Source organism: Paenibacillus puerhi, from assembly GCF_009846885.1.
Lineage (GTDB): Bacteria > Bacillota > Bacilli > Paenibacillales > NBRC-103111 > Paenibacillus_G > Paenibacillus_G puerhi.
This window is the reverse complement of sequence record NZ_WUWM01000014.1, coordinates 138,327-150,481: the sequence shown is the minus strand read 5'-3', so window position 1 is coordinate 150,481 and position 12,155 is coordinate 138,327. Positions and strand designations below refer to the sequence as shown.

Sequence of the window (12,155 nt, the reverse complement as noted above, 5' to 3'; positions counted from 1 at the left end):
CTCCCTCCTAGGCAGATCGTGCATCCGACAAGCGTAGGCCTAATAGGCTCTTCTCCCTGTGCGGATGACCAGTACCATCGAAACAAACATAACGGCGAAAGAGAGCAGCAGCAGCAGCTTTCCCCCTGGCTCTACAAAATAACGGATGTAATTCACCGGATCGGCATATACGTTGAAGCCTATGACGAAGAAGGCGAATGCCACCATGAATGTCGTTCCTAGCCGGTACACCGTAATCATCGCCAACCGGTTTTCCTCATGGCGCTTGGACGCCTGCATTTTATTGACCAGATGATGCAGCGATTCGGTCATATCCGTCCCGTACTGCGCCCCGATCAACAGCAGATCTGTCAGGTCATGAGCCCATTCGTTATCCACGCGTCCGGCAAACTCGTACAGCGCCTGATCGATCGACTTCATATGCAGGCCGAGCTCCAATCGTCGCCACTCCGCACGCACCTCATCGGGCATCGTATCCGCACTGCTCACGATCATATCCGCAAGCGTCAGACGCGGACGGTAATGGCCGATCAGATTCTGTACAAGCATGATCATCCGCATGGCAATCCGACCTCGCTTGCGCATCACGCGGAAACGGATTAGAAAATAGGGGACGGAACCCGAAATAATGCCCACCATGCCGCTTAGCGACCAAATATGCGTACCCTGCAGCGGCAAAACTCCGATGGACAGCTGCCGGGATAAGCCCTGCAGAAGTGCGTCCGAGCCGAAAAAACCAACGAGCGCCAGCAGCCCCATCGCCAGCAAGACAGGCTCCACGCTAAGTGGAAGCTCAGCCAAATCCAGCTCTTCCCGTATATGCCGTATAGGCCGGGAAGCCAAGACCGATAAGCCCCGCCGGTCCTTCTTATGTCCTGTGTACCGGTATAGCGAGGGATGACGACGATGGTAGGTCCAGGCCGACATCAAGACACGGGCAAGCTGAAGCGACAGGCCAAGCGAGCCGATGATCCAAATGCCCAGCAGTGCGGGCTTCACCGATTCCATCCAAGCAAGCGGGTCCCCGGTCAGTCGTTCCAGCATTCGTTCCAAACCCCCAGCCCTTCGAAATCTCTGGCATCCGCCCCGTTGGCAAGCAAATGGTCAGTCAGAGACCGGCTGAACCGTTGACCGGTAAAGCTCCACGTCTGCTTCCGGTAGTTCCACTCGACGAGCGGCCGGACGGACACCTCTTGCCTCTCATCGACGGAGAGCTCCGTGATTTCTGTCACGACACGAACCGGCCGATCTCCTACCTGAACGATTCGCAGGAAGATCAGGATGTTGAAGGCCCGGGCGACCCGCCTCATCGTATCCCCGGTATCGTGATGTCGGCCATCCTGCTTGATCATGTCCACCACATCGCTCAGGAAGGAATCCCGGTACTTCGTATGCATCGTCCCCATCATATCGTGTCCGCGAAGCGCACCCTGCACCATCTGCGACACTTCCGAGCCCTTGGCTTCGCCGACGATCACCCAGTGCGGACTCATGACCAGCAGCGGCTTGAACGACTCCTCCATCGTTAACCGGATGTCCTCAACCTCCCGGACGGCCAATATATTTCTTGCTCCTCTCAGCCGTTCGCGAAGCGCAACCTCGAACTCCTTCTCCAGTGTCCGTATTCGTTCATGCTCAGGAATTTCGGCCGCCAGCGCAAACAAAAACGTGGTTTTGCCTGTAGCCGTCCCCCCTCCTATTAGCAAGCTGGCGTGATGGCGAACCAGCAGCCTCAGCAGCTCCGACATCCGTTGGTCCACCGTGCCGAGCGCGACAAGCTGACTTAACGAAACGTCCTTAACGATGAAATTACGGATATGAATGCTCGGCACGTCCGAATAAGGCGGACGGGTCATGACAAGCCGCGAGCGATTCCACATGTAGGACTGGACGAAGGGCTGCCTCTCATTGATCGGCTTCCGGCCGCATAAAGCGAGCCGGTCCTGCAGCCTCAGCACATCGTCAAGCGAGCGGAACGTTCGGGCGTGGCGCTCCATTCGACCTCCTTTCAACAGGAAGATGTGCCGCCCGATCACCTGTACCTCTTCCACATCTTCCAGCCGATACAGATCCTCGATCAAGCTGGTGCCGCATGTCTCGGCAAAAATGCTCTCGGTAGGCGTCAACGGCTGGATAAGCGTGGTAGGCATCACCTGGAGCCGGTATTCGGCGAGCAGCGTTTCGATCATCGCCTTCATTCTCCACTGCGCGCGAGGCTCCCCGAGTCCTGCCTGAATAATGTCCTCGTACAGGGCCTGATCCGACTTGGAGCGTTCCGTCAGATGCTCGTACAGAATGGCTGCAGCTTCGGAAAGAGGCAATCGCCTTTCGCCCGGCTCCGCCCCTTTTATACCCGCGAGCGGCTCGCTTCGCAGAAAAGGCATCCCCGCTTGAGTTAAATCCTTCATATAACGGACGGCATCGAAGCGATCGCGCGGACGCAAGCGGAGCTCCATCTCCCGCTCCGATATTCGCATAGACATCCTGTGTCCTCCCTCCTAACCGAAGCGTGCCGTCAACCTGTCCAGCCACCCGCGCTTGAGCCCCGACTGGATATGCGACGATGCCCGGACCGGATGCGCCTCATCCTGCGGGCACAAGGCGGCCGCCAGCCGATCAATCTGCTCCGAGAACGCGGCTGCCTCCGGACGACCGTAAAGCGGTACGCCTTCATCGGCAGCTCTTAGGCCCAAGCCTCCCGGCACATTCGGTAACGCAGCCGCCAGCGGCATGCCGAGATAATCGGCGATCCGCTCCGGCCTATCCGCTTGAACGGAGCGATTGACGATCAGCGATATATCTTTCGGGGCCAGGCCGCAATAAGACCAGAAGCAGGCGAACCATTCTCCCCAAGCGGTACGGTACGAAGCATATTTGTTCTGAACGACCAGCCAGCGCTGGTCTGCCTCCCTCACGGCACTGATGGTCGCTGCATTATCCGGGCAGCCGCTCACATCCAGAAGCGTAACGTCGAAGGCGCTGCGCGCTGCCGCGATCAGATGCTCCATCATCTCCGGCGTCATATCCCCAGCCATATCCCTGCGAGGCGAGCCCGGAAGAACATGAAAGGCTCCCCGCTGCCTATATAGCCTGCATGCCCCGAGCAACTCCTCCCTTGTGAGTCTTTGCGTCTGAAGCTTGGCGCGCAGCGCGAAGGCCGCCGCCCCATTCGTATCCAGATTGAGATAAGAATGGACCTCGGGATTGCGCAGGTTGACATCCAGTAGTCCGATGCTCAATTTCCCTTTAGCCGCCAAAGCTAGTGCGGTATTGACGGCCGTTGTCGTAGCTCCATCCTTGGCTGCCGCGGACCAGACCGCGATAACGCTCCCTGTTCCTCCAGCCCCCGCTCGGCCTTGCTCCGCGTCTGCCGTGTCCGTCATGGCGCCGCTTCTGACAAATTCTCGGAACGTCTCTATGATCTTCTGGCGGCTGGCGCCAGCAGGAAGAACGGCGATATCCAGTGCCTCTCCAAGCCGGTATACGGCCTCCATCATGAAGGAGTCGTATACCGATTCATCCAGGGCTACCATCAAACGGGCGTCAGGCTGCTTGCGGCGGAGCATAGGCATCCATTCCCAGGGAAAGCGGTCGTACCAGATTCCCGCGTGTACGGCAATGGCTGCCAGCGGTTTATCCAGGCGAGCCAGCAGCGCCTCACGCGTGGTGACATAGGTCAGTTCGCTGTCTCTGCCGGGCTCGTAGAAGAGCGGATCGGCCGCAGCCAAGCCGCTATCGCGATCGCCCGGGACAGCTAATAAGTAGTTCATCGCTTGTTCTCCTCTCTGAACGCTTCCGTACCTGCTGGCTTTCCAGTGGTTTCGGGTGCAGGCGGACTTGTCTGGCCAGCCGCCTCCGCCGGTCTCGTCTGAGAGCCGGGAAGCTCGGAGCCTACGCGCACCGGCTCCTTCTTAACGGAGAAGGCATCCGCTCCCTTGAGCAGCGTAAACAGCTCCGTCACCTTCCCCTCGCCTTCCCGCTCTTCCCGGGAGGTGAGGTCGGGCAGGGCCAGCTTAATGTTGCCGGCAATTTTGCCCAGTACGAAAGCTTCGTAGACCTCGTCGCTCATGATGTACGTATTCGTCTCAGGCTTTCCGCTCGGCCGGGCCCTTGCCTCCTGCAGAGACGTCTTGTCCGATAAGACGATGGCTTCCATCGTCCCCGTATCTACGACCTCTGCCCCCTCGGCCGTTTTGACGCTGGTCACAGGCAGTCGCTCGATAATTTTTATAGCTCCGATGCCGGTCGGCTGGAGAGAACCCGTGTCGACCATAAGAGGCTTGTCAAACTCTACCCATACGTCCACCCTGTCTCCGCGCCGCACCATATTATTGACATTCATCACAGTATCGGTCTTAAAGCTGAAATATCTTTCAGCCGGCAGCGGCGTTACGCGGATATCGGCCAGCTTCCAATCGCTTAGCTCCTCCTCGCTTGAGATGGGTATAACAACCCGCCGCCCGATCAAACGCTGCGGATCGGTACTGGCCCGAGGATCGTGCGCGGCCTGCGCGATGCGGACTACCCTCAGCATAGTCGCATCGATAGCCTCACCGCTGTGAAGCAGCCTTACCGGCTTGACCGTTTCGATCGTATGAAGCGAGATTTCCGTATGCTTCATAAAGTACCAGTAACCCGCTACCGAGCCGGTCATCAGCAGCGCTCCCAGCGCTCCGACCATCCAAGGCTTGTGCAGCAAACCCAACTACCCCCTCTTCTCGCTAGGCATCAGACTGGCGTCAACCGGTACGGATGCCGGTAAGCTCTCAGCAGATTTCTCACCATCTTCCTTAGCCGGTGGCGATAACGATTGATCATGGCGAATCCTCCCTTCTCTGACTTGTTCGCAGCGGCATAAACCACTGCATGCACCGTCGGTACAGCGACGTTCCTCCCCGTTGTCGATCAAAGTCGTTTCCCAGCTCTACCGGAAGGCTTCGTCTTACCCACTGTTGTACTTGATAACGAACAGCATTCCAGATTAGCGGATGCTCCGTGGGCAACCGTCCGTTCCAGACAGCATCGGCCGCCAGGCTGAAATCCACCAATGGCAGTATGCAGCCGACCGGTTCGGGAAGCAGCTGAAGCCAGGAACGGCGATCCGCTTTGCCCGTGAACTTGTTCGCGAAGGCATGCCGACGACAGCCGGGCTCTATCCCGTCCAGCAGCATCCCCAAACGCCTCTCGCTGGCCGCCATCTGCAACTTGTGGATCAACGGATCGACTACATAAACGATATCCGTCGCCGTCTCCAGCAGGGCGGCCGCCTCCGGCTCCTCCCAGCGGTCGCCGATATCGACGATGGTCACTGGCCTGCGGAGCGTATGAATCAGCTTGAACCATGCCCCCGCTTCGCCAAATGCCATAGGGACAGTACCCGGGCTTCCGGTCGTCGACAGCTGACCGAATCCTGACCTCGATGTCGAAGGCAGACCCGTATCGGAGGCTGGCAGCCAAAGGGTGTAGCCTCTCTCCCACCGGATCTCCTCGCTATACAGCCCCCCTTGCCGGGCGGCCTCATCGTAGTAGCGATAATTCGGGGGCTCGTTCTTAACCGCGAACAATAAGGCAGCAAGCTCCGGCCTCGGGGACGGCGGCTCGATCAACGCATGGGGCACGCCGCTTTCCTCCAAAGCCTGGGCCAGCGCCAGCGCGACGAAGGTCGCTCCCGCTCCTCGATACAGCGAACCGACGACGATGACAAGCGGCGGTCTCCAGACAGAGCCGGAAATCGTTCCCGCGTCGCCTGCAGCGGGCCCAGCGGCACGGCGCCTGTCCGCGAGCCAGCCCCTCAGCGCAGCCGCCGCGTCCCGTGCCGTTGCATAGCGCTCGTCCGGAGCTGCCCGCAGCAGCCTGAAGATGATCGGCTCTAGGTCCGGAGGCTGCAGCCTCTGCAACCGGCCCTGCTCCAGCGGATCATAATAGGCTCCCCCGCTGAGCAGGTAATACATCAGCGCCCCGAGTCCATACAGATCGGTGCGGGGATCGCTCTGCCTGCCGTCATACTGCTCCGGCGCAGCGAAGCCTATCGTGCCGAGGTTAACGGTATCTCCAGCCCCGCCCGGCTTGAATCGACGGGCAGTGCCGAAATCGATCAGCCTCACCCGTCCATTCGCATCGATCATCAGGTTGGCGGGCTTCAGGTCGCGATGAATAATAGGCTGCGGCCCTGAGGTATGCAGATAGTCGAGCAAAGCGCATAGCTGAAGCGCCAGCTCTACTACCGGCTCCGCCTCCATTTTTCCCCCAACTCGTACAAAGCGCTCCTGCAGCGTCTCCCCATCGATAAACTCCATAATCAGATAAAGAAAGCCTTCCCGGTTCATAGGCACGATGTCGACGATATCCGGCAAGCTCGGATGAGCCAGACGGCTCATCGTCTCCGCTTCCTCCAACATCGCCTGCCTCAGCATGACCGAATCCTCGACATCGCGGCCGCTCGGCCAACCGCCCGCTGCCTCCCCGATAGGCAGCTCTTTCACCGCCCACCGCTTTCCGGGCAGCTTCTCATCCTCGGCAAGCAGAACCCGGCTCGTCCCCCCGCTCCCCAGCGGGGCTGCGATCCTGTACCTGCCCGCCAGCAACTCTCCAGCCTGGATGCCGCGCGGCGAATTCCGCATCGTTATCGTTCACTCCCTTTCACGCCAAGACAAAAAACCGCCCGATCATGCCAAACAGGCATGATGCAGGCGGTTCCTCCGCACATTTCATTATATCCCGGTAACCAAGCAGCGGTTCGCCGGAAGCTTGTAATTTGATATTAAATTATCACAATATTTCCAAATATGCAAGCCTAATCTTTGTCGTCTAATACTAATTAATTGTGAATATCGGTCTCCGTCTCCACAATTCCTTTAGGTGCCGCTAACATGTCGTTAACAGACCGTCCTTATAATGAAGAACGTTCGACAAGTTACCTCAGGAGGTCCGTGCCATGTCCGCCATCAAACCGGCCGCTCTCTCACGACTCAAGCAGGGCGGCAAAACATCGACGGCAAGCGTCGTCCGTTCGCAGTCGCTCCGCTCCGTAAAGCTTCGGGAGCATGCGCTGGCCTATGCTTTTCTACTTCCCTCACTCGCCCTGTTCGCCGTGTTCTTGTTTTATCCGCTGTTCAAGTCGGTCTACCTGAGTCTTCATCTGACCGATCCAAGGGGACGGATAGCCGCTTACGTCGGATTGGATAACTTCAAAGAACTGTTCGCCTCCGAGCTGTTCTACAAAAGCCTGGGCGCGACGCTATCCTTTACGGCGTGGACAGTCCCTACGGGCATCGCCGCCGCGCTCCTGCTTGCCGCTCTTTCCTATAGGCCCATGCGCGGCATAAAGACCTTCCGCTTCATCTTTTCGCTGCCTGTCGCTATCTCCGTCGGCACCGGATCGGTCATCTGGATGATGCTCTTTCATCCTACGCTCGGAACCCTGAACTATTTGCTTACCGTCGTCGGTCTTCCGCCCGTCCAATGGCTGACTGATCCTTCCTGGGCCATGCTGTCCATTTCCATCATGACCGTCTGGATGAATCTGGGGTTTACGTATATCGTGCTGCTGAGCGGGCTGCAGAGCATCCCCGAGGATATCGGGGAGAGCGCCAAAATCGACGGTGCAGGCCCGATCCGAGCCTTCTTCCGCATCATGCTGCCGCTCGTATCGCCATCCCTCTTCTTCTCGGCTATCGTATCGGTGATCGGCGCGTTCCAATCCTTTGGACAAATTCATATTTTGACCAAAGGCGGTCCCATGAACAGTACGGATGTCATGGTATTTCATATTTATCGGGAAGCTTTCGTCAACTTCCGGTTCGGCAGCGGCAGCGCCATGGCGCTTGTGCTGTTCGCCATCGTCTTCCTACTGACCATCATCCAATTCCGCTTCTTGGAAAGGAAGGTGCATTACCAATGATCGCACGCTTGCAGCGCGTACTTGCCTTCCTGCTGCTGATTACGGCCGCGGCCGCCGTCCTGTATCCCGTCCTGTATGCGATCTCGGCTTCCCTGATGACGAACGCGGAATCCATCTCGTACCCGCCGACGTTTATTCCCGGCAGCTTCAATCTCGCGAACTTCATAGAGGTCGGAGAGCTTATTCCCGTAGGCCGGTTTATTCTCAACAGCTTTCTCGTCTCTACCGCCATCATGCTGGGTCAGCTGCTGACGGCGAGTCTGGCTGCCTACGCGTTCGCTTACCTGCGATTTTTCGGCAAAACAGCGCTCTTCGCGCTCTTTCTCTCCACGATGATGATTCCTTGGGAGGTCACGATCATCCCCAATTATCTCAACGTTAAAAGCTGGGGCTGGCTCGATACCTATCAAGCTCTGATCGTGCCGTTCCTGGCGACGGCGTTCGGCACCTTCCTGCTGCGCCAATGGTTCCTGCAGCTGCCCAAGGAGCTGTTCGAGGCGGCCAAAATTGACGGCTGCGGACATATGCGCAGCTTCACCAGGCTGGTGCTTCCGCTGTCGAAGCCCGCGCTTGCCACACTCGGCGTGTATTCGTTCCTGACCCACTGGAACATGTATCTGTGGCCGCTGCTCGTGACCAACGGAGAAGAGCGGCGCACCGTACAGATTGGCATCAGCATGCTTCAATTTGAGGAAATGACCTCCTGGAATCTGGTGTTGGCCGGCGTGGTCCTCGTCCTGCTCCCCTCCCTGCTGCTGCTCCTTTTCGGCTTGAAGCAGCTGGTGGGCGGCATGACGGCCGGAGCATTGAAGGGGTAACCCCCCTGTCCCCCCGTAATAGCGCGCCCCTTCTGCCGGTTAACTGCCGGCGACGGCGCTCTATCCTTATAGATAATAAGCGAAATCAAAGGAGAGAATCCAAGATCATGAAGCTTCTGAATTCGAAAGCAGCACTTCCCCTCGTTCTGTCCGGCCTGATGGCTTTAACCGCCGCTTGCGGTGGCACTACTTCACCTGCGACCGGGGGTCAAGCCTCATCCGCCGAGCCTAAGCCGACTACTGAGGACGCCAAGCCAGCACCGGCGCCAGCCAGTACGCCCGTTAAGGTGGTCTGGTGGCACTCGATGAGCGGCGAGCTAGGCAAAGCCGTGGACAAGCTGGTAGCCGACTTCAACGCTTCACAGAAAGACGTGACGGTCGAAGCTGTATTTCAAGGCACCTACGACGAAAGCTTGACCAAAATGAAAGCCTCGATGGATTCCAAGAGCGGTCCTGCCCTCATTCAGGTGTATGAGATCGGAAGCCGCTTCATGATCGACTCCAAGGCCATCACGCCGGTTCAAAACTTTATCGATAAAGAAAAATACGACATCTCGTCGCTCGAAGACAATATTTTGAATTATTATCGCGTGGATGGCAAGCTCTACTCGATGCCTTTCAACACCTCTAATCCGATTCTGTACTATAACAAGGATATGTTTAAAGCCGCAGGTCTGGATCCGGAGAAACCACCGGCTACCTATGAGGAATTGGCTGCTGCCGCTAAGAAGCTGACCAAGGATGGACAAGCGGGCGGGTCGTTTGCTATCTACGGCTGGTTCATGGAACAGTTTTTCGCCAACCAGGGAGCGGAGCTGCTGAACAACGGCAACGGCCGCGCCAGCCTGGCAACCGAGTCGCTGCTCGCTTCGGATGCAGGAGTGAAGACGCTCACTTGGTGGAAGCAGCTGGTGGATGAAAAAAGCCTGCTGAATCTGGGCCGCAAAACCGACGATACGAAAAAAGCGTTCGCTGCCGGTCAGATCGCCATGACCCTCGATTCCACCGCTTCGCTGCGCGGCATCGTCAGCTCCGCGGAAGGCAAGTTCGAGGTCGGCACCGGCTTTCTTCCCAAGCCTGCCGATGCCAAGGACGGCGGAGTCATCGTCGGCGGAGCCAGCCTGTATATGCTGAACAACCGCTCCGATGCCGAGCAGCAAGGCGCCTGGGAATTCATCAAATTCCTGGCCGATGCGAAGCAGCAAGCTTATTGGAGCGTGAACACGGGCTACTTCCCTATTACCAAGAAGGCGTATGACGAGCAATTGGTTAAAGATAACCTGACGAAGTATCCGCAGTTTAAAACCGCGATCGATCAGCTTCATGCCACGAAGCCTAACCAGGCGACCCAAGGTGCGGTCATGGGCGTCTTCCCTGAGGCGCGCCAATTGACGGAGACGGCCATCGAAGAAGCATTGAATAACAAGAAACAGCCGAAGGAAGCGCTGGAGGGCGCAGCCAAGGAAATCAGCAACAAAATCGGGCAATACAACAAAACGGTTGCCAAGTAGGACGAAGCTTGTTGAACATACGAGAGGAAAAGTCTGGCCGCTGGCCGGGCTTTTTCGCATTCCAGAGCTTTTCCGAGGGCGCTATGATCTCGCACGCTTGCCCTCGGGCTTACACGTGTACCTCCGAGTCCGCATGTGCTCTCAGTTCGCTACCGTGCTCCCTACTCCCCATCGCTTAATGCTGGCCAGTTATCTCACCCTTCCAATGCCTGCAAATCCACATCAATTTAGGCCCAAAATGAACAACGGACCTGAAATTCCCGCATTCGTGCAGGCTTTTTTTCACATTCCTCTACCTTGGGTCCCGTCAGGAAGCAAATGGATGTACGTGCTCCTAAGCATCTTAGAAATCAACGAATCTACGTACTATGACCGTCGGAAACGAAAAACTCAGGATGACCGCCCTTCAAAAAACAGAAAAGGACGTCCGGTTCCTGGATACTCCCGTACACATTCGGGTGAGGAAGTTCAGGACAAACAGATCAAGGAATGGTTAATGGAGCTTCTTGAAGGTGAGGAGCACGTCTATGGTTACAAACTTCTTGCCCAGCATCTACGTAAGGAACGTGGCTTGATTCTAAACAAGAAAAAAGCGTATCGTCTATGCAAAGAATTAGGCGTTCTTCAGCAGCAACGAAAAAGACGAGCAAGTTCCCCGCAGACTTCCGAGAAATCGCACGATGATCGGGATCAATGAGCTGTGGCTCCATCCTCATTGCTCCCAGTAGCCAAGTCCTCCACTCGCTTAGTCGGGCAGGGGAAGTGATGCGCCGAGCTTACCTCCCTCAGCAGAGAATCTGCCCGACCCTCGCCGAATTGAGCACAAAACACAAATGACCCGGAGTATGGGCACTTTGAAATAAGCGCTACCCTCCAGGCTACAGCCCAAGGAATGTTGAGGACAGTCCTTCCGACGACAGACTCATCCGCTTGTCAAAAAAATTTTGGCTCCCTTCCCCGATTCGGCGGCACTTACGGCTTCGTGTACGGCCGATAGAGGATAGCTGGCCGCTGGCTTTCTGAACGTCATGCTGCCACTGCCCAGCAAGCCGATGATCTGATGAAAGATGTCCTGCCAGGCTTGTGTCGTAGCCTCCTTGTTCCAATGCCGTAGATGAAACAGCTTCGCGCTCACCTTGGAGGTCCGCATCAGATCTGCCCAATTGATCGGCTCGCCCGATAAAAGCCCGATGGTAACATAGCTGCCTTCAGGCTTTAAGCAGCTCGCAAGCTCCAACCCGGCCGAGCCTCCCACTGAATCTACGGCGGCATCCGCTCCGCGGCCTTTCGTTATCTCCATAACCGAAGCGTGCAAGGAGCACCGGGATGTATCGATGACATGCTCGGCTCCAAGCCTCAGCAGCTCTGCCGTATGCCGGGAGCTTCGCGTCACCGCGATCAGGCGGAAGCCAAGCACCTGGGACAACTGCGTATACAGCCTGCCGATCGCAGAGCCGCAAGCGTTGACCAGCAGGGTTCCTCCGGTTCCTCTCAGCGCGAGCACTTCGGTACATGTCAGCCATGCCGTTACAGGGTTAATGTACAATTGGGCGGCTGTATAGTCCTCCACGGCATCGGGTACAGGAACGGCCCACGCTGCCGGAGCTTTCACATACTCCTGCCAGGTCCCTTCCCCTCTCAGCGGAAGCACGCGTTTCCCCAGCCATTCCGATGCAGCAACGCCCGGTCCTACCTCCACGACCGTTCCCACTCCCTCATACCCGGGAATAAGAGGCAAAGTCATACGGTGAGCGTAGGCCCCCCGAACCGGAATAAGATCAGAAGGATTGATAGGAGCGAGAGTCATACGCACGACCAATTCGCCGGGCCCCGGTCGCTCCGACCGTCTGCACTCAATTTTAAGGACATCCCGAGGGTTGCCATATGTGTAATAGGTTATGTATGTGCCTTCCACCCAAGCCGTCT

Annotated in this window: 10 protein-coding genes; 4 read left to right on the top strand and 6 right to left on the bottom strand. The window is 57.3% G+C overall.

The features are described 5' to 3' along the window. Positions 1-39: 39 nt before the first annotated feature. The 5 genes from GSF01_RS14590 to GSF01_RS14570 form a co-directional block, all read right to left on the bottom strand. A complete protein-coding gene (locus GSF01_RS14590) occupies positions 40-1,044 on the bottom strand; it encodes a type II secretion system F family protein (RefSeq protein WP_235941504.1) in 1,005 nt (334 codons plus the stop codon). After that, positions 1,029-2,483 (bottom strand): ATPase, T2SS/T4P/T4SS family, encoded by a 1,455-nt coding sequence (locus GSF01_RS14585; protein WP_235941503.1) that lies wholly within the window; start codon positions 2,481-2,483, stop codon positions 1,029-1,031. Before GSF01_RS14585 ends, GSF01_RS14590 begins: the two co-directional genes overlap by 16 nt. 15 nt (positions 2,484-2,498) lie before the next feature. Continuing rightward, a complete protein-coding gene (locus GSF01_RS14580; RefSeq protein WP_159885214.1) occupies positions 2,499-3,770 on the bottom strand; it encodes an AAA family ATPase in 1,272 nt (423 codons plus the stop codon). Then, positions 3,767-4,699 (bottom strand): CpaB family protein, encoded by a 933-nt coding sequence (locus GSF01_RS14575; RefSeq protein WP_159885212.1) that lies wholly within the window; start codon positions 4,697-4,699, stop codon positions 3,767-3,769. Before GSF01_RS14575 ends, GSF01_RS14580 begins: the two co-directional genes overlap by 4 nt. Before the next feature lie 115 nt (positions 4,700-4,814). After that, positions 4,815-6,620: a serine/threonine-protein kinase gene (locus GSF01_RS14570; protein WP_159885210.1), complete on the bottom strand. Its 1,806-nt coding sequence runs from the start codon at positions 6,618-6,620 to the stop codon at positions 4,815-4,817. A 314-nt stretch (positions 6,621-6,934) separates the two neighbouring features. On the opposite strand from GSF01_RS14570, the gene GSF01_RS14565 reads away from it, so the two are divergent. The 4 genes from GSF01_RS14565 (at position 6,935) to GSF01_RS14550 (ending at position 10,926) form a co-directional block, all read left to right on the top strand. Then, complete coding sequence (locus tag GSF01_RS14565) at positions 6,935-7,900, top strand: carbohydrate ABC transporter permease (protein WP_159885208.1); 966 nt, start codon at positions 6,935-6,937, stop codon at positions 7,898-7,900. Beyond that, positions 7,897-8,718, top strand: coding sequence for a carbohydrate ABC transporter permease (locus GSF01_RS14560; RefSeq protein WP_159885206.1), 822 nt, complete (start codon positions 7,897-7,899; stop codon positions 8,716-8,718). The genes GSF01_RS14565 and GSF01_RS14560 overlap by 4 nt, the downstream gene beginning before the upstream one ends. A gap of 107 nt (positions 8,719-8,825) precedes the next feature. After that, positions 8,826-10,229: an ABC transporter substrate-binding protein gene (locus GSF01_RS14555; protein ID WP_159885204.1), complete on the top strand. Its 1,404-nt coding sequence runs from the start codon at positions 8,826-8,828 to the stop codon at positions 10,227-10,229. A 322-nt stretch (positions 10,230-10,551) separates the two neighbouring features. After that, positions 10,552-10,926: an IS3 family transposase gene (locus tag GSF01_RS14550; RefSeq protein WP_159885202.1), complete on the top strand. Its 375-nt coding sequence runs from the start codon at positions 10,552-10,554 to the stop codon at positions 10,924-10,926. A gap of 225 nt (positions 10,927-11,151) precedes the next feature. Here the strand turns inward: GSF01_RS14550 and GSF01_RS14545 are convergent, their stop codons facing one another. Further along, positions 11,152-12,144: a zinc-dependent alcohol dehydrogenase family protein gene (locus GSF01_RS14545; RefSeq protein WP_159885200.1), complete on the bottom strand. Its 993-nt coding sequence runs from the start codon at positions 12,142-12,144 to the stop codon at positions 11,152-11,154. Between the last annotated feature and the right edge of the window lie 11 nt (positions 12,145-12,155).